This is a genomic window from uncultured Bradyrhizobium sp. (genome assembly GCF_964252615.1).
GTDB lineage: Bacteria > Pseudomonadota > Alphaproteobacteria > Rhizobiales > Xanthobacteraceae > Bradyrhizobium.
Genome location: NZ_CAXUNQ010000014.1, coordinates 18,426 through 41,528 on the forward strand (window position 1 = coordinate 18,426; position 23,103 = coordinate 41,528).

Consider the following 23,103-nt stretch of genomic DNA (forward strand, 5'->3'; position numbering starts at 1 on the left):
CCATCCGGAGCCCCTGCGCAAGAGGGGATCTTCGGGATTCTCCCGGATTTAGCAGGATTGGGGGGAGCCGGCGCCGGTCTATCGGGTGGCGATAGTGGTCCTTATATGGTTACCAATTCCCTTAGAGCAATCCTCAGAAGGTTGGGTGCACAGCGCGGCCGCCACCATGGAGAACGGCTGAAAGGCCGAACTTACCGGAATTCTTGGTATTATAACACCGCATACGGTTATAGCCAGGGCATCAGGCACGGGCATTCGCTCGGCGTCGGCCGCCGCCAAATCCACCACCAGGCCCACCGCCGCCGGTTCGGCAAAATCGCAGCGGCGGATGCCGAGCCCGCGAATTTCGATCAGCCCGGCCAGCTCGCGGGCTGGCCGTACCAGCAGATGCCCTTGCGCGGCCTCCAGATAGACGCGATCGTCGCCGACCAGCATGGCGGCCGGAATTTGTCCCGCGCGCCCGGCGAGGATCAGGTCGAATGCGAGGCGTGATTTGCCGGATCCCGACGGACCGCGGATCAGCACCGCACGGTCCCCCACCAGCACGGCGGAGGCGTGGATGCTGTCGCCGCCGGATGCCGTCATGGCGCAGGCAGCCGCACCACGAAGCGCGCCCCGGCCACGGTAGCCTCACCATCGGCATTGACGGGGCCGGCGCGATTCTCGGCCCAGATGCGTCCGCGATGGGCTTCGATGATCTGTTTCGAAATCGACAGGCCGAGGCCGGAATTCTGGCCAAAGCCCTGATGCGGACGGTCGGTATAGAACCGCTCGAAGATTTTCTCCAGCGCGTCCTCGCGAATGCCGGGACCGTCGTCATCGATGATGATTTCGATTTCGGAGCGCACGCGGCGGCAGACGATGCGGACCTTGCCGCCGGGGTCGGAAAACGATTGCGCGTTGACCAGAAGGTTGGAGATCACCTGTCCCAGCCGCGAATCATGGCCGGGGATCGAGAACGTATCCCTCGGGCTGCCTTCGAAGCGCGCTTCAACGCCGACATCGTGGCCGAGCCGGGTTTCATTGGCGACGGAGGTAAGCGTCGTGATCAGGCGGCGCAGATCCACCGGCGCCTCGTCCTGCCGCTGCAGCTCGGCATCCAGACGGCTGGCATCCGAAATGTCCGAGATCAGCCGGTCGAGCCGCTTGACGTCGTGTTCGATGACAGCGAGCAGCCGGGAACGGCTGTTCTCGTTCCTGGCAAGCGGCAAGGTTTCCACCGCGGAGCGCAGCGATGTCAGCGGGTTCTTCAATTCATGGGCGACATCCGCGGCGAACATCTCAATCGCCTCGATGCGGTTATACAGCGCGTCGGTCATGTCGCGCAGCGCGCCGGACAGATGCCCGATTTCGTCGCGGCGGCCGGTGAAATCCGGAATTTCGACCCGGGTGCGGATGCGCCGACGCACGCGTTCGGCGCTGTCGGCAAGCCGCCGCACCGGGCCGGCGATGGTGCTCGCGAGCAGCAGCGACAGCACGATCATCACCACGGCTGCGACCGCAAAAATCTTCAGGATCGCAAGCCGCTCGGCGGTCACCATCTGGTCGATGTCGCCGCCCTGCGTCGACAGCAGCAGCACGCCGTTGACGGCGCGAAAATGCTGCACCGGTACCGCCACCGAGACGATGACTTCCCCGCGGTCGTTGATGCGCACCATGGAACCTTTGATGCCGTCAAGGGCGCGGGAAACTTCGTTGTAACCCTTGCCGTTCTCCGGACCGAGTTCGCGATAGAGCGGCAGGTCGCCGCGATTGAGCCAGGTGCGAATGGCGATGGTCGCGCGCTCGGCGATTCCGGGTGTGCTGGCCGAGGGCGGGGCCAGTTCGAAACGCATGACGTCGCCCCGACCGTACAGGCTGCGGCTGTCGAGGATCAGCACGCCGTCGCGGTCGTAAATCCGGGCCCGCGTCTTGGTCGGCGAAATCAGGCCGCGCAGCACCGGTGCAATGCGTTCCGGATTGATCGGAAAATCCAGACCGGACAACGCATCGTCGGAAGGGCCAAAGGTTTCGCCGGGCTTCAGGTCCAGCAGGCGCTCCGGGTCGATGGTTAGACCGTTGTTTTCGGTAGTACCCGTCGCGGCGATGGCGCGCGCGATGACTTCTCCCGTCGACAACAGGTTTTCGGCGCGCGCATCGATCAGGCCGGCGCGAAACTGCGAGAGATAGAGAATGCACGCCACCAGCGCGATCAGGCCTGCCAGATTCAGCGAAACGATGCGCCGGGTCAGGCTTGAAAAGCTGAGTGCGAAAAAAAACCGTCCGGTCCGGCGCAGCCAGCCGAGCACGCGCTGCTTGCCCTGCGCGCGCGCACCGTCGGCAGCGGCAATATCGTCCAGCGCGAGCGACGGCGAGGTGCCTTCGGCGTTCACGCCCGGATCAGGCTGGGTTCGATCAAGCAATGGCCAAAACGTCCGTTAGGTTACTCCGCCGATTTACCAGCGTTATTCCGGCGCGTCCGCGCCTTTGCGCCGGCGAACCCGGAATGACAGTCTATCAGGTTTCTTTGAACCGATAGCCCACGCCGTAGAGGGTTTCGATCATTTCGAAATCGTCATCGACAACCTTGAATTTCTTGCGCAGCCGCTTGATGTGGCTGTCGATGGTGCGGTCGTCGACATAGACCTGATCGTCATAAGCCGCGTCCATCAAGGCGTTGCGGCTTTTCACGACCCCGGGGCGGGTGGCCAGCGCCTGCAGGATCAGAAATTCGGTGACGGTCAGCGTGACCGGTTCGTTCTTCCAGGTGCAGGTGTGGCGTTCCGGATCCATCCGCAGCAAGCCGCGATCCAGCGCTTTGGCGTCGGTTTCCTTCGGCACCGCGGTCGGATCCTTGGGCGCGGCGCGGCGCAGCACGGCTTTTACACGTTCCACCAGCAGGCGCTGCGAGAACGGCTTGCGGATGAAATCGTCGGCGCCCATTTTGAGGCCGAACAATTCATCGATCTCTTCATCCTTGGAGGTAAGAAAAATTACCGGCAGATCGGACTTCTGCCGCAGCCGGCGCAGCGTTTCCATGCCGTCCATGCGCGGCATCTTGATGTCGAGAATTGCGAGGTCCGGCGGGCTGGTGCGGAAACCATCCAGCGCCGAGGCGCCATCCGTATAGGTCATGATGCGGTAGCCCTCGGCTTCCAGCGCGATCGAGACGGATGTGAGGATGTTGCGGTCGTCGTCGACCAAAGCGATTGTGGGCATGAGCCTGCTTTCCGAAAATGCTTGGAGCGACGGCAATCCAGTAACGTGCCGTATAAGTGGGCTTCGAACTCGATCAACGAGCAATGCAAGCTGGGCTGAAGTGTGACCGAGTTCCCGCACAACGCATGAATGGTTCGCGCGTTCCAACCCATATAGGCACCGCTTTAGCCCAAATAAGGCCCTTTTTGCAACGAGATGCTGGATTTAACCGATGCCGGAAACCGCCGATTTCAGTGCCCCGAAACTGGCCCGCTCGCTGCTGCGTCGCAGTCGGCACGGTGCCATGGCGACCCTGATGCGCGGCAGCGGCGAGCCTTATTGCTCGCTGGTCAATATCGCAAGCCATTGCGACGGCTCGCCAATCCTGCTGATTTCGCGTCTCGCGCTGCATACCTTGAATATCCTGAGCGATCCCAGGGTTTCGCTGATGCTGGATGAGGGGGCCGAGGGCGATCCGCTGGAGGGCGCGCGGATCATGCTGGCGGGGCGGGCCGAACAGGCCGATGAGGCCGGCAAAGAGGTAATGCGCCGGCGCTACCTCAACGCCCATCCTTCGGCCGAAGTCTTTGTAAATTTTAAGGATTTTTCGTTCTTCTCGATTCGCCCCACGACCGCGCATCTGGTTGGCGGTTTCGGGCGGATCGTTGATCTCGCGCCCGAGCAGTTTCTGACCGACGTATCGAGTGCGGACGCGCTGCTTCGGGCCGAGCAAGGCGCCGTCGAACACATGAATGCCGATCACCGCGAGACCATGAATCTCTACGCCGCCAGGCTGCTCGGTGCTGAACAATCGGGCTGGCGTTGCACCGGTTGCGACCCGGATGGCATGGACATGCAGGCCGGCCTCAAAACGTTGCGGCTGGATTTCCCGCGGCGGATTGTCACCCCTGCCGCACTGCAGAAGGTGTTGAAAGAACTTGCCGTGCAAGCCCGCGCCGCAGCAGGCGATTGAGCCGGATCGACACCCTCTTTGAATAAACCAATTTTCCGAGGATCGGCTTGGCAAGCCCGACGTTCATCAGTATTAGGTCACCGGGCTGGGGCCGGAAGGCTACATTGATGGTTACCGCGACATAAGGCGCGTTTTGCGGCAATCGCGCGTAAAGAACCGCGGGTTCGAGGAGGAAGCTTCCGTGCAAGAGACGGGCATATACAACGGTGCTTTTGGCGCCGACAAATTCGGCTTAAAAAATCTCAAGGCCGTTAACTGGAATTTTGGCGCGCCGCAGCTGTACGAGCACGCGCTGCGCGCCGGCGAAGCCGTATTGTCGGCGGATGGCGCGCTGTGTGCCGATACCGGCGACTTCACCGGCCGCAGCCCCAAGGACAAGTTCACCGTTCGCGATGCGACCACCGACAAGAACATGTGGTGGGACGGCAATCAGTCGATCACCCCGGAACAGTTCGAGGCGCTCTATCAGGATTTTCTCAACCATACCGCGGACATGACGCTGTTCGCGCAGGACCTCTATGGCGGGGCCGATCCCACCCTGCGCATCAAGACCCGGGTATACACCGAACTCGCCTGGCATTCGCTGTTCATTCGCACGCTGCTGATTCGTCCCGAAGTGTCGGAGCTTTCAAGCTTCGTGCCCGAACTGACGATTATCGACCTGCCGAGCTTCAAGGCCGATCCGAAACGCCATGGCGTGCGCTCGGAGAACGTGGTCGCGATCGATTTCGCCCGCAAGATCGTATTGATCGGCGGTTCCTATTATGCCGGCGAGATGAAGAAGAGCGTGTTCACGACGCTGAACTACTATCTGCCGGAAAAGGGCGTGATGCCGATGCATTGCTCGGCCAATGTCGGGCCCGGCGGCGATGCTGCGATCTTCTTTGGCCTCTCCGGCACCGGCAAAACCACGCTGTCCGCCGACCCGAAACGGACGCTGATCGGCGACGACGAACACGGCTGGGGCAAGGACGGCATCTTTAATTTCGAAGGCGGCTGCTACGCCAAATGCATCAAGCTGTCGCAAGAAGCCGAGCCCGAGATCTATGCCGCGAGCAAACGTTTTGGCGCGGTGCTGGAAAACGTGGTGCTTGACGGGCACACCCGCGCGCCGGATTTCGACGACGGCTCGAAGACCGAAAACACCCGCTCCGCCTATCCGCTCGACTTCATTCCGAACGCTTCCAGGACCGGCCGGGCCGGTCATCCGAAGAATCTGGTCATGCTCGCCGCCGACGCCTTCGGCGTGATGCCGCCGATCGCCAAACTGACGCCGGCGCAGGCGATGTACCACTTCCTCTCCGGCTACACCGCCAAGGTCGCGGGCACCGAGCGCGGCCTCGGCAATGATCCGGAGCCGGAGTTCTCCACCTGCTTCGGTTCGCCATTCCTGCCACGCAATCCGTCCGTGTACGGCAACCTGCTGCGCGACTTGATCGCCAGGCACGAGGTCGATTGCTGGCTGGTCAACACCGGCTGGACCGGCGGCAAATACGGCACCGGGCGGCGCATGCCGATCAAGGTGACGCGCGCGCTGTTGACCGCGGCGCTGAACGGCTCGCTGCGATCAGCCGATTTCCGCACCGACAAGTATTTCGGCTTCGCGGTGCCGACCTCGCTGCCCGGTGTCGAGCCGCACATTCTCGATCCGGTCAAGACCTGGGCCGACAAGGCCGAGTTCGACAAGACCGCCCGCGCGCTGGTCGGCATGTTTGCTAAGAATTTCGCCAAGTTCGAAAAGGACGTCGATGCCGACGTCCGCGCCGCCGCGCCGGACATGAAGCTGGCGGCGGAGTAATAACTTCGTCATTCCGGGGCGCGCGAAGCGCGAGCCCGGAATCCATAACCACCATCGGAGTTTATGGATTCCGGGCCTGCGCCAAGGGCGCATCCCGGAATGACGAAACACTAAGCCTTGAAATACGCGATCTGTGTCGTGGTCGCGAGCAGGCGGCCGTTCGGCGACCATAGTTCGCCGTTCTGATCGCCGTAACGCTTGTGAAAGATCCTGGCGTCGGCGACGGCGAGAACGTGGCTGATATCCTCGGCGGCGAGGTCGTCCGCGTCGGTGTGGAAATAGGTGGTCAGCGATACGGTGCCGAACGGCACGAATTCGTTCCGGACATGAAAGATGCGGCCGAAGAACGCGTCCGACATCGACATCAGCGAAAGGACGTCGACCGGACGCGGTTTGGTGTCGCCGATCCATAATCTGGAGAATGCGCTGGCAGGCGTGAGATGAGGCGATCCGCCGAACTGCGGTTCGCCTTCGACAAAGCGGAAATCGTATTGCTTCACCCACGACATTCCGAGGCCGCTTTTTGGATAGGGCCGCGTTTGCCCGAACGGTGTGGCTGGCAAATGTTGCGCTGGCTGATACGACCATGACGGACGACGTACCGCGAACACCGCGGTCGCAAAGGTCGCGACGTCGTCGCCTCCCTGCGTGAGTTCGACGGACCAGTGCTGGGTGGAACGGTTGGCCTTGATCAGGCGGACGTCGAGATCGAACGGCCCTTGCGCGATCAGCGCGCAGAAATTGACGGTGAGCGACAGCGGATCGCCGGCGCGTTGCGGATGCTCCAGGATCGCCCGCAACATCGTTGCCGCGGTGACGCCGCCGAACGGGCCGACGAAGGCCCAGTAATCGTCGCTGGTCGCGCCGGTCCATCGGCTGTCGCCAGCGGCGACGGATGTCGCGTCGTCGAACAGATGCGGTGCCTTGGTAAGCATTCGTTTCCGTATGGTTTGGCGAGGCTTGATCTGTTGTCGTTGCGGGATGCGCCTTCTGGCGCAGGCCCGGAATCCATACACTCCGTCGTGGTTATGGATTCCGGGCTCGCGCTTCGCGCGCCCCGGAATGACGATTGCAAATTTAGGTGCGCTAATCAAACGGGCGCCGAGGACGTCTAACCCTTCGCCTGCCGCATCGTCGAAAGCTGCGCCACGGTTTGCACCGGAACGCCCCAGATATCCTCCGCGTATTCGCGGATGGTGCGGTCCGACGAGAACCATGGCATCCGCGCGACGTTGAGAATGCTGGCCCGCGTCCATGCCGGAACCACCTGCCAGCGCGCGTCGATGCCGCGCTGGGCATCGAAATAGGCGTCGAAATCCGCGCTGACCATGTAGTGATCGAGATAGCGCAGCGCGTGCGCGACCGATTCGAACCGGTAGGGATCGTCGGGCGAGAACGCGCCGCTCGCGATCGCGGCGATCGCGCGCGACAGGTGCGGCGATCGCGTAATGACGTCGGTGGCGTCCAGCCCCTGCTTGCGCCGCACCACCACTTCCAGCGCCTCCATGCCGAAGATCGCGATATTATCGGCGCCGACATGATCGCGGATTTCGAGATTGGCGCCGTCCAGCGTGCCGATGGTCAGCGCGCCGTTGAGCGCCAGCTTCATGTTGCCGGTACCGGAGGCTTCCATGCCCGCGGTCGAAATCTGTTCGGAGAGATCGGCGGCGGGAATGATGATTTCAGCAAGGCTGACATTGTAATCCGCAAGGAATGCGACCTTGAGCCTGCCGCCGATTGCGGGGTCGTTGTTGATCACTTCCGCAACGTCGTTGATCAGCTTTATGATTAGCTTGGCGTAGCGATAGCTCGCCGCCGCCTTGCCGGCGAAGATTTTTACCCGCGGTACCCAGTCGCGTTGCGGTTCGTCCTTGATCGCGTGGTAAAGGGCGACGGTTTCAAGCAGGTTGAGCAGTTGCCGCTTATATTCGTGGATGCGCTTGATCTGGACGTCGAACAGCGCACCTGGATCGATCTGCACACCCAGACGTTCGCCGATCAGCCGCGCCAGCGCGATCTTGTTCTGATGCTTGACGACGCGGAACCGCTGCTGGAACGCGCTGTCGCCGGCCAAGGGTTCCAGCTCGGAAAGCTGCGAGGGATCGTCGAGAACGGCTTCGCCGCAGGCCTCGCGCAGCAGTCCCGTAAGCCTGGGGTTGGCCAGCATCAGCCAGCGTCGGAAGGTGATGCCGTTGGTCTTGTTGGTGATGCGGCCGGGATAAAGATGATTGAGATCGTGGAATACGGTTTCCTTCATCAGGTCGGAATGCATCGCCGACACGCCGTTGATGCGGTGCGAGCCGACGAATGCCAGTTGTCCCATGCGTACACGGCGGCCGGATTTTTCGTCGATCAGCGACACCGAAGCACGGAATTCGACGTCGCCCGGACAGTGCGCGTCCGCCAGCGCCAGGTGAGCGTCGTTGATGCGGTAGATGATGTCGAGGTGGCGCGGCAGCACGCGCTCGAACAGTTCGACCGGCCAGGTTTCCAGCGCCTCGGGCAGCAGCGTATGGTTGGTGTAGGACAGCACGGCGGTGGTGATCTGCCATGCCTCGTCCCAGCGGAAATTGTGCAGGTCGACCAGAATACGCATCAATTCGGTGACGGCGAGGCTGGGGTGGGTATCGTTGAGCTGCACCGCGGCCTTCTGCGCCAGCCCGCGCAACTGGCCTTCAGAATCGAGGTGCCGCTTGATCAGGTCCTGCAACGACGCCGAAACGAAGAAATATTCCTGGCGCAGCCGCAGCTCGCGCCCGGCGGCGCTCTCGTCGTTTGGATACAGGAACTTGCAGATCGATTCCGCGCGGGCCTGCTCGGCACTGGCGCCGAGATAATCGCCGGTGTTGAAGACGTCGAGCTTGAGCGGATCGGGGGCGCGCGCCGACCACAGCCGCAGCGCGTTGACGTGCGCGCCGCGCCAGCCGACGATCGGGGTGTCGTAGGCAACCGCTTGCACCGTCTCCGCCGGGTGCCAGGTGTTGCGGTTGCGGCCCTTGGCATCGGTCACGCGTTCGACGTTACCGCCGAAGTGGACATGATAGACCACCTCCGGCCGCTGGAATTCCCACGGGTTGCCGAAGCCGAGCCACTCGTCGGGATATTCCTGCTGCCAGCCGTGCGAGATGATCTGGCGGAACAGGCCGAAATCGTAGCGGATGCCATAGCCGATGGCGGGGATGGCGAGTGTCGCCATGCTCTCCATGAAGCAGGCCGCAAGGCGCCCGAGGCCGCCATTGCCCAGCGCGGCATCGGGCTCGCATTTGCGCAATTCCGACAGCCCGACCCCGAGATCGCCAAGCGCTGCATCGAAAACCGGCAGCAGTCCCATATTGTTCAGCGCGTCGGTGAACAGCCGGCCGATCAGAAATTCCAGCGACAGATAATAGACCCGCTTGCGGCCGGCGTCGTAGCTCTGCTTTTCGCTCATCAGCCAGCGGTGCACGATACGGTCGCGCAGCGCCAGCGCCGCCGCCTTGTACCAGTCATGCCGCGTCGCCATCGCCGCGTCCTTGCCGATCGCAAGCGTCAGCTTGGCGAGAATCGCGCTCTTGATATCCGTCAGCGCCAGTTCATCGACCGGGGCGTTGAGCGAAGGGTATTTTGTCGGCTGCGATTGATCTGGCAAATCGGGATCCCGGAGTTGCGCCGTACGGAATCATACGCGGATTAAGCTTGCATCGATACCCGCCCTAAGCCCGGTTGTGCGCTGCAATGCGTGGCTTTTATGCAAGGAGCGGGCCGCTTTCGACCATCTGCGGTTCGCGTCGATTGCTGCTATGACGGCATCCGAAGACGTGGCCGGGACAGCTCGCAGGAGCGCGTGCCATGAGACTGACCATTCTATGCAAACACCTGCGGCGACAAGATGCTGTGTGCGATGTGAGTGGCGACGGCCTTGCCACAGCGCTAGCCTTGCCACAGCGCTAGCCTTGCCGGTGAGGCTTGCGGCCATGACGGCAGGACTTCAGCCCGTGGTCCCCGGCGTTCTCCCGGGGCGGGTAAACCGCATAAACTGGAACAAATTAAGAACACTTTAGCAAGCCTTTGATATATCATAGTGATTCGGTGCCTTGCCGACACAATATCTATGGTCTGTTCAAGCTTGTGAGGACTACATGTCCACCATCGCCTTCGATCAATTCGCACTCACGCGCATCGCGGACTTCGCCCGGTCGCTGTCTTACCTGCATGCCATTTCGCGCCGGCGGCCGGTCGATGACGACCAGTTCGACCGCGAATTCAACGCCGTCTGCCTGTCGGTGTGGGGCTACACGACCGACGATGTCAGCGACGACCTGTTCTCCACGGCCGATCATGCCTGGCTCGATTCGCTCGACGAAGCGCAGGCGCGGATTTTTGCAGCCAACCAGGGCTACGATCTGGTCGACGATAACGGCATGCTGACGGACTGGTGGGGCTACTGCTGGATGATCCTGGCCGAGAAGCGCGGTCTGCTTACGCCAGAGAACCGGGCGGCGGCGCGCGCGGCGATCGAGGACAAATATCTCTTGGCGCCCAACGTGATCGGCGTCATCGTCAGCCGGTGACCGGTTCTCCCGCGCAAGCGCGCGGGAATGACGCCCACGATCAATTCACTTCCGCGCGTTTTGCTCTTGGCGGGGAGGCTTTCGGCACTACCGTCACCGGCATGTCGCGGCCCGCATCCGCGAGCGGCGCGTCATTGGAGACGATGTCGGCCGTCACCGGCGCTACCTTCATTTCGCCGAGCCGCGCACGGACGTCGGCGGTGAGGCCCGGGTAGGAGGCGACCGGCGTGAATTCTGCGGCCGGGTTGGCGCCCGGCCGGGTGCCGGAATAGGCTACCAGTCCGCTGGTCGTGGCGATGACGTCGCCGGGGCGCAGCGAGGTGTCCAGCGTAAGATCCACAGGCGCAAGACCGGCGGGGTCCCGGCCGTTGCACGTGCAGTCCGCGCGCAGGGCCTTGCGGTAGGCGAAGGCGTTCTCACTGTCGGCGTAGCGTTCGCCGCTGCTGGACGACGCAGCCTCGATGCTGCTGCCGAAGAAAACTTTGGTGCCGCTTGCCGGACAAAACGCCTGGCACATCTGCGCCGGGCTCATCGCGCCGCGCGCCAGCAGCGGGAAATACTTGCCGTCGCAACTGCGCACACAGAACGCGGGCCCCGCCCCGGCCACGGCCACCGGACGCGGCGGAGGCGCGGGCTGGTTGAGGCCGAACGGATCGGTAAAGAAACTGGCCGGGCCGGATGGCTGGCGCTGCTGCTGCTTTTGCGGGGCAAAGAAGAAGTCGAACAGGCCTTCGGCGGACGCCGCGCGCGGGATAAGCGCGACCGGTCCTGCAAGCACCACGGCGGCAACGAGCAACATGCGGCGCATGCGCTTACAACGCAACTCTTTACGCAACGCGAACTCCACCCTGACGCAACGATCCGAAAGAAGCGGTCGACGCTTCATCCATGATTCACCATAAGGCGGGATGGTAAACGAGCGATGACCGCGCGCCCGGTGGCCTAAAAGAAATGCAGATACGATCACGAACTCGGTCATTGCCGGGCTTGACCCTGCTGAATTCACACATCTCTGCCGTCATTGCTGGACTTGATCCGGCAATCCATCTCCTTCGAAGTCGCTCTTGCGAAAATGGATGGATACGCGGGTCGAGCCCGCGCATGACGCTTGGGAGTCATCCCTTCAAAAATTCGCGCGCCTTGTAGAGCGAGCGGAACGGCAGCCCGGCCTGCGCAAAATTTTCCGTGGCGCCCTCTTCGCGGTCCACCATGGTGAACACCAGCGCGATCTCGCCGCCGGCGTCGCGCACCGCATCGACCGCCTTGATCGCCGAGCCGCCGGTGGTGGTGACATCCTCGACGATCACGACGCGCTTGCCTTGCAGGCTCTCGCCTTTGGCCAATCCTTCGACCGCGAGGCGGGCGCCGTGTTCCTTCGGCTTCTTGCGAACGAAGAACGCGGCGATCGGGTGGCCCTTAAGCCAGGAAAGCTGCGCGATCGCGCCGGCGATCGGCACCGCGCCCATCTCCAGGCCCCCGACATAATCGAACTGGTCGTCCTTCAACGCGTCGAAGGTCAATTCCGCCAGCAACGCCGCGCCCTCGGGGTCGAGCATGGTCGGCTTGAGGTTGATGTAAAAATCGCTTTTGCGTCCCGAGGCCAGGGTGATTTCGCCGCGCCCGAACGAGCGTTTGCGGATGATCTCGGCGAGTCGGGCGCGGGAGGCTGACCTGGACAAATGAATTCTCTTGTGGTGGGCCATCGCAATCTATCGGCCTGCGCCTGCGCATTCCAGAGCTTATGTCGCGCCATCAACATCCTGTCGTCCCCCCTTTGCGGAATGACCCGCGGAAAGGGCGGTTGTAAGGCCGACACGTTCCGGGTACTGGATACCCCGCTTTCGCGGGGGCATGACCAAACATGATCGAACTGCACACCTGGAACACGCCGAACGGTCGCAAGATCAGCGTCGCGCTGGAGGAGATGGGCCTGCCGTACAAGGTTTTTCCAGTCGATATCACCAAGGGCGAGCAGATGGCGCCGGATTTTCTCGCCATCAGCCCCAACAACAAGATTCCGGCCATCGTCGATCCCGATGGACCCGGCGGCCGCCGCGTCAGCGTGTTCGAATCCGGCGCGATCCTGCTGTATCTGGGCGAGAAGACCGGCAAATTCCTTCCCCAACCGCTGATCGAGCGCATCCCGGTGCTGGAATGGCTGATGTGGCAGATGGGTGGTTTTGGGCCGATGCCCGGTCAGGTGCATCATTTCATCGCGCTGACCAACGAGCAGGACCGCGCCTACGGCCTGAAGCGCTACTCGGCGGAGACGCGGCGGCTTTACGGCGTGCTGGATCGGCGTCTGGCGGATCACGCGTTCGTCGCCGGCTCCCTGTCGGTCGCCGATTTTGCGATTCTCGGGTGGGCGTGGCGGCACGAGCGCCACAAGGTGTCGTTTTCGGATTTCCCCCATGTCGGACGCTGGTACGACGCGCTGATGGCGCGCCCCGCCGTCAAGCGCGGCATGGAGGCAAAGCTGGATTGAGATCGTGTCGCGGACGCGCTGCAGCGCGGAGCCCTTCGCGGAGCGCTGCTTCGCAGAATCGGGACCCCGGTTTCTTTGAGCAGCAAGTAAACCGGGGCCCCGGATCTGCAGCGCACCACGCCGTGAAGAACGGCGCGCTGCGCTGCGTCCGGGGCACGAGATACCCGCGAATCTGCTAGCACTGCGCCATGACCAGCGCTCCCGACGCCTCGATCGTTCCAAAACCTCGTGCTTCCTGGCGTGAAGGATGGGCCGTTTACCTGCAGCGCCGGGTGCTGATCGTGCTGCTGCTCGGCTTTTCGTCCGGACTGCCGCTGGCGTTGTCGGGGTCCACGTTGCGGTTCTGGATGCGCGAATCGGGCATCGACCTGGAGACCATCGGATTATTCGCCCTCGTCGGCCTGCCTTACACCATCAAATTCATCTGGGCGCCGCTTGTCGATGCGCTCGACGTTCCCCTCCTCTCGGCATGGTTGGGGAGACGGCGCGGTTGGCTGATCCTGTCTCAGCTCGCACTCATCGCGGCGATTATGCTGCTCGGACTCTGCAGCCCCGCTTTCACGCCTTGGTACATCGTATTCGGTGTCGCGCTGTTGGTGGCAACCGCGTCGGCGACACAGGATATCGTAGTCGATGCATTCCGTATCGAAAGTCTCGACGAGAGCGAGCAGGCTGCCGGCATGGCGTCTTACGTCGCCGCCTACCGTATCAGTAATCTGGTCTCCACGGCGGGAGCCCTCTATATCGTCAGCGGCCTTGAAGAATTCGGGCTTGCGCGGGGTCCGGCATGGACCGGCGCTTACATCGCGATGGCGGCGCTGATTGTGATCGGAATGATCGCGGTGCTGCTGGCGCGCGCGCCGACCGAACGCGCCGAAGCGGAGGACGCGACCGTCGCCAGCAATCCGGCCACGCGTGTGTTTCGGACGGCGTATGGCGCGTTCTCAGACCTTTTGTCGCGCGACATGGCGATCGCTTCGCTCGCTTTCGTCGTGCTCTATAAATTCACCGATGCGTTTTCCGGCGTCATGACCGAAGCGTTTGTGCTCGATCTTGGCTTTGAACGTACCGACTATGCCAAGATCGTGAAGGGCGTTGGGCTCGCAGCCACGCTGCTCGGTGGGTTTGCCGGAGGATTTCTGGCGCGGGCCTACTCACTGCCGGTGAGTTTGTGGATCGGCGGCGTGCTTCAGGCAACGGCAAACCTGTCGTTCACCTGGCTTGCGTTTGTGGGGATGAACCATTGGGCCCTGGCACTGGCCATTACAGTGGAGAACTTTACCAGCGCGATCGGCACCGTGATCTTCGTGGCCTACTTGTCCTCGCTCTGCAAAAACCCGCTCCATGTCGCGACTCAGTACGCGCTGCTGACCGCGTTTGCGTCGCTCGGCCGCACGGTGTTTTCGGCCGGCGCGGGCTATGTGGCAAAGGCAACAGGCTGGCCGCTGTTCTTCGCGATCTGCGTTGTGGTGGCGGTGCCCAGCCTGATCCTGCTGGCCTGGCTGCAGCGCCGCGGGCATTTTGAGGGATTGGGGACGGTGCGGGTGTAGTCCGCAGCGATCGTAGTTGCGGAAGCGGTGCCACATCCTCAGCGTCGTCCTCGCAAAGGCGGGGACCCATAATCCCTGGCGGTGACGGTAATTGCACGGCAGTCCAACAAGAATACTGACGCCTTCCGCATCATCAGCGACACGGCGTATGGGTCCCCGCCTTCGCGGGGACGACCATGTCATTGTTGCACTTCAATGCTTGGTCACCACGCTCCATTTCGTCACCACCGCCTCGCTCATCACGCCGGCGTCCTGCGCGCACGAGACCTCATCGACTTTGACCGAGATTTCCTTGCCGATAAACCGCTTCAGCTGCGCGGTCTGCGCATCGCTGCTGGTGACGATCTGGAACGTCTCCGGCCCGGTTTCCAGGTTGCAAAGTCCTCCCGGCGGCGGCAGCCGCCGCGGCTCGGTGACCAGTTGGTAGGTGTTGACGCGCTTGCCCTTGTTGCCGCCGCGCACCCGCATCGCGTTCAGTTGTCCCGACAGGATTTCGCCCGCATTGATCAGCTTGCCCGCCTTTGCAGGCGGTTCGACCTGCTGCGCCTGCGCGCCGACTGCGCCTGCAAACGCAATCGACAGAACGCCGAATGCAAAACATTTACCGAAGCCGCTTCCAGCCATAAGTTTTCCCATTTCCCGTTTCAAAACAACGTTCGCTGCCGCATTGCCGCCGACAGCGTGCCTTCATCGAGATAGTCGAGCTCGCCGCCGACCGGCACGCCGTGCGCGAGCCGCGTTACCTTGACGCCGGCGTCTTGCAGCAGGTCGGTGATATAGTGCGCGGTGGTCTGGCCATCGACGGTGGCGTTCAGGGCCAGGATGATTTCCGTCACCCGCGGATCATGCGCGCGCGCCACCAGTGCGTCGATCGTGAGATCCTGCGGACCGACGCCGTCGAGCGGCGACAAGGTGGCGCCGAGCACATGATAGAAACCATTTGCGGCATGCGCGCGTTCCAGCGCCCAAAGATCGGCGACATCGGCGACCACAACGATAATGGCCGGATCGCGCCTCAGGTCGGTGCACACCGTGCACGGATTCTGGGTGTCGATATTGCCGCAGGTCCTGCAGACCTCGATCTTGTCGATGGCCACCTGCAGCGCGCTCGACAACGGCGTCATCAGCGCCTCGCGTTTCTTGATCAGATGCAGCGCGGCGCGCCGCGCCGAGCGCGGGCCGAGACCGGGCAGCCGCGCCAGCAATTGGATCAGGCGTTCTATTTCGGGGCCGGCAACGGCAGCGGGCATGTCAGCCGAGGCCCAAACCCGGCGGCAACGACAGGCCGCCGGTCAGCGCCTGCATCTTCTCCTGCATCGCAGCTTCGGCCTTGCGGCGCGCGTCGCCAAGTGCCGTGACCAGAAGATCCTCGAGGATCTCGCGCTCGTCCGCCTTCACCAGCGACGGATCGATCTTGACGGCCTTCACTTCCATTTTCGCAGTCATGCGCACGGTAACGAGGCCGCCGCCCGACATACCCTCGACCTCGACGTGATCGAGTTCCTCCTGCATGGCCTGCATCTTGGATTGCAACTGGGCGGCCTGTTTCATCATCCCGAGAAAATCAGCCATGATTCGTTCCTTTTGAGCGTGTCATCGATCGTCGCTGTCGGGTGATTCGGCGGGGTCTTCACCGCTAGCATCGGATTCCGGCGGCTCGGGGGCAAGCTTTCGCACCTCCACGACTTTCGCGCCGGGGAAGCGTGCCAGGACTTCCTTCACCCGCGGATCGGATTCCGCCGACCGTTCCCGCTCGGACTGCTTAAGCTGTGCCTGCGAGCGCAGCGTCGGCTGTCCCGCTTCGTTGGAGACGATGACGGTCCAGCGCCGGCCGGTCCATTGCTCCAGTTTGCGCGACAGATCGTTGACCAGCATCCGCGCCGCGCTCCGCTCCAGCGCGACCTCGAGCCGGCCGTCTTCGATGCGGACCAGTCGAATGTCGGCCTCGAGCGCCGCTTTGGTCATCAGGTCGCGCTTCTCCGCGGCGAGCGCCACCAGTTCGGCAAGGCTGTTGAGCTTAAGATGCGGGGGTGCTTCCGCCGCAGGCTCGGTGATGTGCGGACGAACCGAGGCTTCGGCGGCGCCGCGGGGGGCGGAAGATGCACGCGGCGTCGACGACGGCATGGAGGACGACGGGCCAACCGGCGCGTTGCGCGGCGCGGTGCTGCCGATCACCGGCGAAGCGATGCCGTTTTGTTCGAGCATCCTGATCGCCTCGTCGGGCGTCGGCATGTCGGCGACATACGCGATGCGTACCAGCACCATTTCCGCCGCGGCGGCGGGCCGGGTTGCGGCCTGAACTTCGGTGATGCCCTTGAGCAGCATCTGCCACATCCGCGACAGCACCCGCATCGACAGCTTCGCAGCGAAGTCGCGGGCGCGCCGGCGCTCTGTTTCGCCGAATGCGACGTTGTCCGCTGTCGCCGGCACGATCTTGACGCGGGTGACGAAATTGACGAATTCGGCGAGATCACTGAGCACCACGATGGGGTCGGCGCCGGTGTCGTATTGCTCGCGGAATTCCTTGAACGCGCTGGCGATGTCGCCCCGCGTGAGCTGCTCGAACAGGTCGATCACCCGGGTGCGATCGGCAAGGCCAAGCATCTGCCGCACCGCATCGGCGCGCACCAAGCCTGCGGCATGCGCGATCGCCTGATCGAACAGCGACAGCGAATCGCGCACCGAGCCTTCCGCCGCGCGCGCGATGATGCCGAGCGCCTCCGGCTCTGCATCGACATGTTCCTGGCGCGCGATGTCGGCAAGATGCGTCATCAGCACGTCGGCATCGACCCGGCGCATATCGAAGCGCTGGCAGCGCGACAGCACCGTAACCGGAACCTTCCGGATTTCGGTGGTGGCGAACACGAACTTGGCGTGCTCGGGCGGCTCTTCCAGCGTCTTCAGAAACGCGTTGAAAGCCGCGGTTGAGAGCATATGCACTTCGTCGATGATGTAGACCTTGTAGCGCGCGCTGGCCGGCGCATAGCGCACGCTGTCGTTGATCTGGCGCACGTCATCGACGCCGGTATGGGAGGCGGCGTCCATTTCCAGCACGTCCATATGCCGGCTTTCCATGATCGCCTGGCAATGCACGCCGAGTTTCGGCATCTGGATGGTCGGGGCCCTGATCGAATCGTCCGGCAATTCGTAATTCAGCGCGCGGGCCAAAATCCGCGCCGTAGTGGTCTTGCCGACTCCGCGCACGCCGGTCAGAATCCACGCTTGCGGAATTCGCCCGGTTTCGAACGCATTCGAAACGGTACGAACCACCGCTTCCTGGCCGATCAAGTCGTCGAAACTGGCGGGACGGTATTTTCGCGCCAGCACGCGGTAAGGCGCGGCGGGACTCGCGGGAGGACTTCGCCCGGCGCCGAGCTCGAAGCCGCCCTGTGAGGCGTCGTGATCGTTTGGGGAAACTACGGGGATGCCATCGTCGGTCATCGATCGATCCGCAATTGTTTGTCTCTCAGGCCTGATTGCGGAACTTAACTTGCGGGTATTCTGATCGCAAAATCGGGTCCCGCTTTGCGGAACACGCGCAAAAGCGAACCAAGCGCGAAAAGGAACGCACCCATTGGCGCGATTGGCTCGAAAAAATCGGTAGGAGACTGACGAGCGACCCGATCCGGACCTCGTTAGGGCTGCTTCCTTCCGGACCTGACCCGGTTGGCGAGAGGCTCGTCCACCGCCAATCTCCCGGTCTTTATTTGGGGCCAAAAGCGCCGGAAAGCAAGCGCGGCGAAACGGCTTCGCGGGGCTTGTGCGGAAACCCCAAAAAGGCATTAGTTGCCGTCATACCCGGCCTTGTGCCGGGCATCCGCGTCTTGTTTGGTCAGGCAGAAATAAGACGCGGATGGCCGGGACCGCCCGGTCACGACAAGGAAGATAGATGCGCTCCGACTGGTCGCTGCATTCACGGCTTGGGCAAGACACCATCGACATCGGCGATCTGCCGCTGTGCCGGGTGCTGGTCATCAAGGACGCGCATTACCCGTGGCTGCTGCTGGTGCCGCGGCGGCCGGAGGTCACCGAGATCATCGATCTCGACGAGGTCGCACAGGCGCAGTTGATGACCGAGATCAGCCGCGTCGGCCGCGCGCTTAAAGACATCACCAAATGCGACAAGCTGAATATCGCAGCGCTCGGCAATCTGGTGCCGCAACTGCACGTGCATGTCATCGCGCGCCGCTCGAGCGACGTTGCCTGGCCGCGACCGGTCTGGGGCGTGATGCCGCCGCTCGCGCACGACGCCGAAGAAGTCCAAACGTTCATCTCCGCGCTTCGCCGCAAGATCTGGCTTGGTTGATTCATGAGTGCATTCGATTCGTTTCCGTTGGGGCAGCCGGCCTTCATCACGCATATCCTCGATCGCGCCGCGCATCTGCGCGCCGATGAGCAGAAGTTGTTGACGCTGGAAGGCCACCGCGACGCCCGCGCCTATGTGGTGTATCGCGACTCGCTTGTGGTGAAGCAGGAAGCCCGGGGTCCGCGCGCGCTGCTGACCCTCGATGAGGCGCTGACATTCGGCGCCAACCCCGGCACGATTTTTTTGGGCTTGCGCGGCGGCGCGGCGGTATTCGGCATGGGCATTTCCGCCGCCGCGGCGGAGAAATTACTGACGCGCAGCGACGTGGCCGTCACCGAACTGCGCGGGATGGCAATGCAGGGCGTGGTTCCGCCGGACCAGCTTTCCGCCATCGCGACGGCGAAATCGATGGTGACGTGGCATCAGCGCCACGGCTTTTGCGCCAATTGCGGCACGCGCTCGGCGATGACGCAAGGCGGCTGGAAGCGCGATTGCCCGAACTGCAAGACCGAGCATTTTCCGCGCACCGATCCGGTGGTGATCATGCTGGTGACCTCGGGCGACAAATGCCTGCTGGGGCGGCAGAAGCAGTTTCCACATGGAATGTGGTCGTGTCTCGCGGGATTTGTCGAGGTCGCGGAAACCATCGAAGATGCGGTGCGCCGTGAAATTTTCGAAGAATCCGGGATTCGCTGCACCGATGTGACCTATTACATGACGCAGCCTTGGCCCTATCCGTCATCGCTGATGATCGGCTGCTCGGCTCGCGCCACCAACGAGGATATTGTCGTCGACCGGACGGAACTCGAAGACGCGCGCTGGTTCGACCGCGACGAGGCCACGCTGATGCTGAAACGTCAACACCCAGATGGGTTGGCCGGTCCGCATCCTTTTGCCATTGCACACCATCTGCTCGGCCGTTGGGTGCATGCTTCGTCTAATTTGCCCGGATAGCGGGAACTTGGCCGTGGTTCAATCGATTGACAATGGGGCTTCGGGTCCGTCGAACGACAGCGCCGACGTAATGGAGGCTCCGATGAATTTTCACGTTGCCGTCCCAAAAACTCCTCCGCACATCTTATGCATCGGCATGCCGGTGCGCGACCTGACGTTTCGCATTCAGGAACTGCCCGGCCGCGGTCTTAAGGTCAACGCCAGTCATTTCGACGAGATTGCCGGTGGCAATGCGCTCAATGCCGCGATTGGAATCGTGCGGCTTGGCGGTCGCGCCTCGATCTGCGGCCCGATGGGGGACGCCCGCGAAATATCCAGCCGTTATATTTTCGAGAAGTTGGCGCATGAGGGAATCGGCACCAAGCACATCGTGCATATGCCGGGTCTGGTGACGCCGATCTCCAACATCATGATCGATCCCAGCGGCGAGCGCACCATCGTCACTTTCCGCGATCCGGATTTGTGGAAGGTGCATCTGCCCGACACGGACATGCTGCTGAACGACTGCGACGCGATCCTGACCGAAAACCGTTGCGCGGAATTTTGTACCGATCTGTGCGCCGAAGCGCGCAGGCGCGGCATTCCGGTGGTGGTCGATGTTGACCGGGCGATGTCGATGCGCGAGGGGCTTTTGACCGCGTCGTCGCACCTGATCTTTTCCAGCGAGGCTTTGCAGGCCACCGCCGGTATTACCGACGACGCCGAGGCTCTGCTGAAGATGGCGAAGCTGACGCCATCGTTCCTGGCCGGTACGCGCGGACCGCGCGGCACTATCTGGCTCGACCAGCAAAACCAGCTTCGGGAAACGCCGGCCTTTCCGGTGCACACCGTGGATACGCTGGGCGCGGGCGACGTGTTTCACGGCGCCTTTGCGCTCGCCATTACTGAAAAACAGGAGGTACCCGGCGCGCTTCGCTTCGCATCCGCTGCCGCCGCGCTGAAATGCACCCGCTTCGGCGGCGCCTTTGCTTGTCCGCAACGTACTGAAGTGGAAGCACTTTTGAGCGACGAGCGCGCCGCCTGTGGCGAGCAGACCGGAGAATCGGCTTGATATAGAAGAATTTGCTATATATCAGAGATATCGCCCTTATATATGGAAAAAAGTTCTGCACATGACCGATCTCGCCGTCCACGCCGTTGAGCCCAGCCGGCGTCTCGACGCCATCGACCGCAAGATTTTGAGGGTGCTCCAGGAGGATGCCTCGCTGTCGGTCGCCGAAATCGGAGACCGCGTCGGGCTGTCGTCGACGCCGTGCTGGAAGCGGATCCAGCGGCTGGAGACCGACGGGGTCATCCTTCGCCGGGTGGCGCTGGTTGACCAGAACAAGATCGGATTAGGCCTTTCGGTCTTCGTCTCGGTTGAAAGTTCCGATCACTCCGAGGACTGGTTGAAGAAATTCGCCGACGCCGTCAGCGCAATGCCGGAGGTGATGGAATTCTACCGCATGGCGGGGGATGTCGATTACATGCTGCGCGTGGTGGTGGCGGATATGCAAAGCTATGACGTGTTCTACAAGAAGCTGATCGGCGCAGTGTCGCTCAAGAACGTCACCTCGCGGTTCGCGATGGAAAAGATCAAGTCGGTAACGGCGCTGCCGATTCCGGCCGCGTCGGCGTAGCTCCGCGGCGATCACCTAGGAATGTGTAGTTCAAATCTTCTGATTGTACTCCCCGACCTCGGGATGCGTGCGAAGGACAGAATCCATCGCCTCGAACATGTCCCGCATGCGCCGTTCCGACACCGGACTTTCCACCACCACCACCAGTTCGGGCTTGTTGGATGAGGCCCGTACCAGCCCCCAGCTGCCATCTTCCACCGTGACGCGCACGCCGTTGACGGTGACGAGATCGCGGATCGCCTGGCCCGCGACTTTTCCGCCTTTCTTCTGCATCGCCTCGAAATGCTCGACCACGCGCTTGGCGATGCCGTATTTGATTTCGTCCGGACAATGCGGTGACATGGTAGGCGACGACCAGGTTTTCGGCAGTGCGTTTTTCAGATCCGCCATCGACTTGTCCGGCGCGCGGTCGAGCATTTCGCAGATCGCGATCGCCGAGATCAGGCCGTCGTCATAACCGCGGCCGAGCGGCGCGTTGAAGAAGAAGTGCCCGGATTTCTCGAAACCCGCCAGCGCGCCGAGTTCGTTGGTGCGCCGCTTCATGTAGGAATGGCCGGTTTTCCAATAGGTGGTTGTCGCGCCCTGGCGTTGCAGCACGGGATCGGTGACGAACAGGCCGGTCGATTTCACGTCCACCACGAACTGCGCATTCTTGGTGATCTCCGACATGTCGCGCGCCAGCATGACGCCGACCTTGTCGGCGAAAATCTCCTCGCCGGTATTGTCGACCACGCCGCAACGGTCGCCGTCGCCGTCGAAACCGAGGCCGATATCGGCCTTGTGCGCGAGCACCGCGTCGCGGATCGCGTGCAGCATTTCGAGGTCTTCCGGATTCGGATTGTACTTCGGAAAGGTGTGGTCGAGTTCGGTGTCGAGCGGGATTACCTCGCAGCCGATTGCTTCCATCACGTGTGGCGCGAACGCGCCGGCGGTGCCGTTGCCGCATGCGACCACCACTTTCAGCTTGCGCTTCAGCTTGTGATGCCGGGTCAGATCGGCGACGTAACGCGCCGGAAAATTCTCGTGGAATTCATACGAGCCGCCGGCCTTGTTGGTGAAATCGGCGTTGAGCACGATTTCCTTGAGCCGGTTCATCTGGTCCGGTCCGAACGTCAGCGGACGATTCGCGCCCATCTTGACGCCGGTCCAGCCGTTGTCATTGTGCGACGCCGTCACCATCGCCACACAAGGCACATCCAGTTCGAACTGCGCGAAGTATGCCATCGGCGTCATGCAGAGGCCGATGTCATGCACCCTGCAGCCGGATGCCAACAGACCTGAAATCAGCGCGTATTTGATCGACGCCGAATAGCTGCGAAAGTCGTGCCCGGTGACGATCTCCTGCCGCTGCCCGAGTTCCCCGATCAGCGCGCCGAGCCCCATGCCCAGCGCCTGAATGCCCATCAGGTTGATTTCCTTGCCGAACAGCCAGCGCGCGTCGTATTCGCGAAAGCCGGTCGCCTTCACCATCGGCTCGGATTCGTAGGCGTAAGTGTTCGGCATCAGCAAAGGCTTCGGTTTCGGAAACATCTTGGAGGGCCTTCTTAAGGTAAGCGATTGTGGCAACACATACCGGCACCATGCCCGGACGTGATCCGGGCATCCATCTTCTTGAAAAGGATGGATTGCCGGGTCAAGCCCTACTGGATTCACACATCTCGTCATACGCGGGCTTGACCCGCGTATCCATC

Annotated in this window: 21 protein-coding genes and 1 other RNA gene; 9 read left to right on the forward strand and 13 right to left on the reverse strand. The window is 62.5% G+C overall.

Annotation, left to right across the window (positions count from 1 at the left end):
• Positions 1 to 78: 78 nt before the first annotated feature.
• The 3 genes from ACFE72_RS10135 to ACFE72_RS10145 form a co-directional block, all read right to left on the reverse strand.
• Entirely contained in the window at positions 79 to 585 is a 507-nt protein-coding gene (locus tag ACFE72_RS10135) for an HPr kinase/phosphorylase (protein ID WP_375412959.1), read from the reverse strand.
• The gene (locus ACFE72_RS10140) at positions 582 to 2,402 is read right to left on the reverse strand and encodes a stimulus-sensing domain-containing protein (protein ID WP_375412960.1); all 1,821 of its coding nucleotides are present in this window, start codon (positions 2,400 to 2,402) and stop codon (positions 582 to 584) included. Before ACFE72_RS10140 ends, ACFE72_RS10135 begins: the two co-directional genes overlap by 4 nt.
• Before the next feature lie 94 nt (positions 2,403 to 2,496).
• A complete protein-coding gene (locus tag ACFE72_RS10145) occupies positions 2,497 to 3,198 on the reverse strand; it encodes a response regulator transcription factor (protein ID WP_029587720.1) in 702 nt (233 codons plus the stop codon).
• Positions 3,199 to 3,409: 211 nt separating this feature from the next.
• Between ACFE72_RS10145 and ACFE72_RS10150 the strand changes: the two genes are divergently transcribed.
• Together ACFE72_RS10150 and ACFE72_RS10155 are read left to right on the forward strand one after the other, a co-directional pair.
• Positions 3,410 to 4,150 carry a HugZ family protein gene (locus ACFE72_RS10150; protein ID WP_375412961.1) on the forward strand — a complete coding sequence of 247 codons (741 nt, stop codon included), beginning with the start codon at positions 3,410 to 3,412 and terminating at the stop codon, positions 4,148 to 4,150.
• 181 nt (positions 4,151 to 4,331) lie between these two features.
• Positions 4,332 to 5,948 (forward strand): phosphoenolpyruvate carboxykinase, encoded by a 1,617-nt coding sequence (locus ACFE72_RS10155; RefSeq protein WP_375412962.1) that lies wholly within the window; start codon positions 4,332 to 4,334, stop codon positions 5,946 to 5,948.
• A 110-nt stretch (positions 5,949 to 6,058) separates the two neighbouring features.
• Here ACFE72_RS10155 and ACFE72_RS10160 read toward each other — a convergent pair whose 3' ends face one another.
• A complete protein-coding gene (locus tag ACFE72_RS10160; protein ID WP_375412963.1) occupies positions 6,059 to 6,883 on the reverse strand; it encodes an acyl-CoA thioesterase in 825 nt (274 codons plus the stop codon).
• A gap of 176 nt (positions 6,884 to 7,059) precedes the next feature.
• Positions 7,060 to 9,576 (reverse strand): glycogen/starch/alpha-glucan phosphorylase, encoded by a 2,517-nt coding sequence (locus ACFE72_RS10165; RefSeq protein ID WP_375412964.1) that lies wholly within the window; start codon positions 9,574 to 9,576, stop codon positions 7,060 to 7,062.
• A gap of 490 nt (positions 9,577 to 10,066) precedes the next feature.
• On the opposite strand from ACFE72_RS10165, the gene ACFE72_RS10170 reads away from it, so the two are divergent.
• On the forward strand, positions 10,067 to 10,498 hold the full coding sequence (locus ACFE72_RS10170) for a hypothetical protein (protein WP_375412965.1): 432 nt from the start codon (positions 10,067 to 10,069) through the stop codon (positions 10,496 to 10,498).
• Between the two features lie 40 nt (positions 10,499 to 10,538).
• Here the strand turns inward: ACFE72_RS10170 and ACFE72_RS10175 are convergent, their stop codons facing one another.
• Entirely contained in the window at positions 10,539 to 11,306 is a 768-nt protein-coding gene (locus ACFE72_RS10175; protein ID WP_375412966.1) for a DUF2865 domain-containing protein, read from the reverse strand.
• A 307-nt stretch (positions 11,307 to 11,613) separates the two neighbouring features.
• A complete protein-coding gene (pyrE, locus tag ACFE72_RS10180; protein WP_375412967.1) occupies positions 11,614 to 12,177 on the reverse strand; it encodes an orotate phosphoribosyltransferase in 564 nt (187 codons plus the stop codon).
• A gap of 182 nt (positions 12,178 to 12,359) precedes the next feature.
• On the opposite strand from pyrE, the gene ACFE72_RS10185 reads away from it, so the two are divergent.
• Together ACFE72_RS10185 and ACFE72_RS10190 are read left to right on the forward strand one after the other, a co-directional pair.
• On the forward strand, positions 12,360 to 12,983 hold the full coding sequence (locus tag ACFE72_RS10185; protein WP_375412968.1) for a glutathione S-transferase family protein: 624 nt from the start codon (positions 12,360 to 12,362) through the stop codon (positions 12,981 to 12,983).
• 188 nt (positions 12,984 to 13,171) lie between these two features.
• Positions 13,172 to 14,533, forward strand: coding sequence for an MFS transporter (locus tag ACFE72_RS10190; protein ID WP_375412969.1), 1,362 nt, complete (start codon positions 13,172 to 13,174; stop codon positions 14,531 to 14,533).
• Positions 14,534 to 14,725: 192 nt separating this feature from the next.
• Here the strand turns inward: ACFE72_RS10190 and ACFE72_RS10195 are convergent, their stop codons facing one another.
• The 5 genes from ACFE72_RS10195 to ffs all read right to left on the reverse strand — a co-directional run bounded on the left by ACFE72_RS10195 (position 14,726) and on the right by ffs (position 18,230).
• Positions 14,726 to 15,157 carry a hypothetical protein gene (locus tag ACFE72_RS10195; protein ID WP_375412970.1) on the reverse strand — a complete coding sequence of 144 codons (432 nt, stop codon included), beginning with the start codon at positions 15,155 to 15,157 and terminating at the stop codon, positions 14,726 to 14,728.
• A gap of 20 nt (positions 15,158 to 15,177) precedes the next feature.
• The gene (gene recR / locus ACFE72_RS10200; protein WP_375412971.1) at positions 15,178 to 15,783 is read right to left on the reverse strand and encodes a recombination mediator RecR; all 606 of its coding nucleotides are present in this window, start codon (positions 15,781 to 15,783) and stop codon (positions 15,178 to 15,180) included.
• Position 15,784: 1 nt separating this feature from the next.
• Positions 15,785 to 16,105, reverse strand: a complete 321-nt coding sequence (locus tag ACFE72_RS10205) for a YbaB/EbfC family nucleoid-associated protein (protein ID WP_375412972.1) — start codon at positions 16,103 to 16,105, stop codon at positions 15,785 to 15,787.
• Positions 16,106 to 16,126: 21 nt separating this feature from the next.
• Positions 16,127 to 17,974, reverse strand: coding sequence for a DNA polymerase III subunit gamma/tau (locus ACFE72_RS10210; protein WP_375412973.1), 1,848 nt, complete (start codon positions 17,972 to 17,974; stop codon positions 16,127 to 16,129).
• A gap of 159 nt (positions 17,975 to 18,133) precedes the next feature.
• Positions 18,134 to 18,230, reverse strand: an RNA gene (gene ffs, locus ACFE72_RS10215) — signal recognition particle sRNA small type.
• A gap of 192 nt (positions 18,231 to 18,422) precedes the next feature.
• On the opposite strand from ffs, the gene ACFE72_RS10220 reads away from it, so the two are divergent.
• The 4 genes from ACFE72_RS10220 to ACFE72_RS10235 all read left to right on the forward strand — a co-directional run bounded on the left by ACFE72_RS10220 (position 18,423) and on the right by ACFE72_RS10235 (position 21,412).
• Positions 18,423 to 18,839 (forward strand): HIT domain-containing protein, encoded by a 417-nt coding sequence (locus ACFE72_RS10220; protein WP_375412974.1) that lies wholly within the window; start codon positions 18,423 to 18,425, stop codon positions 18,837 to 18,839.
• Positions 18,840 to 18,842: 3 nt separating this feature from the next.
• Positions 18,843 to 19,793, forward strand: coding sequence for an NAD(+) diphosphatase (gene nudC / locus ACFE72_RS10225; protein ID WP_375412975.1), 951 nt, complete (start codon positions 18,843 to 18,845; stop codon positions 19,791 to 19,793).
• A gap of 82 nt (positions 19,794 to 19,875) precedes the next feature.
• A complete protein-coding gene (locus tag ACFE72_RS10230; protein WP_375412976.1) occupies positions 19,876 to 20,844 on the forward strand; it encodes a sugar kinase in 969 nt (322 codons plus the stop codon).
• 61 nt (positions 20,845 to 20,905) lie between these two features.
• The gene (locus ACFE72_RS10235; protein WP_375412977.1) at positions 20,906 to 21,412 is read left to right on the forward strand and encodes an Lrp/AsnC family transcriptional regulator; all 507 of its coding nucleotides are present in this window, start codon (positions 20,906 to 20,908) and stop codon (positions 21,410 to 21,412) included.
• Between the two features lie 30 nt (positions 21,413 to 21,442).
• On the opposite strand, the gene ACFE72_RS10240 is transcribed toward ACFE72_RS10235, so the two are convergent.
• Complete coding sequence (locus ACFE72_RS10240) at positions 21,443 to 22,942, reverse strand: phosphomannomutase/phosphoglucomutase (protein WP_375412978.1); 1,500 nt, start codon at positions 22,940 to 22,942, stop codon at positions 21,443 to 21,445.
• Between the last annotated feature and the right edge of the window lie 161 nt (positions 22,943 to 23,103).

What these genes read in the sequence shown, in the direction of transcription:
- ACFE72_RS10175 (WP_375412966.1), bottom strand. Translation starts at nt 11,306, where the DNA reads ATGCGCCGCATGTTGCTCGTTGCCGCCGTGGTGCTTGCAGGACCGGTC.
- ACFE72_RS10170 (WP_375412965.1), top strand. Translation starts at nt 10,067, where the DNA reads ATGTCCACCATCGCCTTCGATCAATTCGCACTCACGCGCATCGCGGAC.
- ACFE72_RS10235 (WP_375412977.1), top strand. Translation starts at nt 20,906, where the DNA reads ATGACCGATCTCGCCGTCCACGCCGTTGAGCCCAGCCGGCGTCTCGAC.
- ACFE72_RS10220 (WP_375412974.1), top strand. Translation starts at nt 18,423, where the DNA reads ATGCGCTCCGACTGGTCGCTGCATTCACGGCTTGGGCAAGACACCATC.
- ACFE72_RS10190 (WP_375412969.1), top strand. Translation starts at nt 13,172, where the DNA reads ATGACCAGCGCTCCCGACGCCTCGATCGTTCCAAAACCTCGTGCTTCC.
- ACFE72_RS10195 (WP_375412970.1), bottom strand. Translation starts at nt 15,157, where the DNA reads ATGGCTGGAAGCGGCTTCGGTAAATGTTTTGCATTCGGCGTTCTGTCG.
- nudC (WP_375412975.1), top strand. Translation starts at nt 18,843, where the DNA reads ATGAGTGCATTCGATTCGTTTCCGTTGGGGCAGCCGGCCTTCATCACG.
- ACFE72_RS10160 (WP_375412963.1), bottom strand. Translation starts at nt 6,883, where the DNA reads ATGCTTACCAAGGCACCGCATCTGTTCGACGACGCGACATCCGTCGCC.
- ACFE72_RS10230 (WP_375412976.1), top strand. Translation starts at nt 19,876, where the DNA reads ATGAATTTTCACGTTGCCGTCCCAAAAACTCCTCCGCACATCTTATGC.
- ACFE72_RS10240 (WP_375412978.1), bottom strand. Translation starts at nt 22,942, where the DNA reads ATGTTTCCGAAACCGAAGCCTTTGCTGATGCCGAACACTTACGCCTAC.
- recR (WP_375412971.1), bottom strand. Translation starts at nt 15,783, where the DNA reads ATGCCCGCTGCCGTTGCCGGCCCCGAAATAGAACGCCTGATCCAATTG.
- ACFE72_RS10145 (WP_029587720.1), bottom strand. Translation starts at nt 3,198, where the DNA reads ATGCCCACAATCGCTTTGGTCGACGACGACCGCAACATCCTCACATCC.
- ACFE72_RS10185 (WP_375412968.1), top strand. Translation starts at nt 12,360, where the DNA reads ATGATCGAACTGCACACCTGGAACACGCCGAACGGTCGCAAGATCAGC.
- ACFE72_RS10135 (WP_375412959.1), bottom strand. Translation starts at nt 585, where the DNA reads ATGACGGCATCCGGCGGCGACAGCATCCACGCCTCCGCCGTGCTGGTG.
- ACFE72_RS10150 (WP_375412961.1), top strand. Translation starts at nt 3,410, where the DNA reads ATGCCGGAAACCGCCGATTTCAGTGCCCCGAAACTGGCCCGCTCGCTG.
- ACFE72_RS10210 (WP_375412973.1), bottom strand. Translation starts at nt 17,974, where the DNA reads ATGACCGACGATGGCATCCCCGTAGTTTCCCCAAACGATCACGACGCC.
- ACFE72_RS10205 (WP_375412972.1), bottom strand. Translation starts at nt 16,105, where the DNA reads ATGGCTGATTTTCTCGGGATGATGAAACAGGCCGCCCAGTTGCAATCC.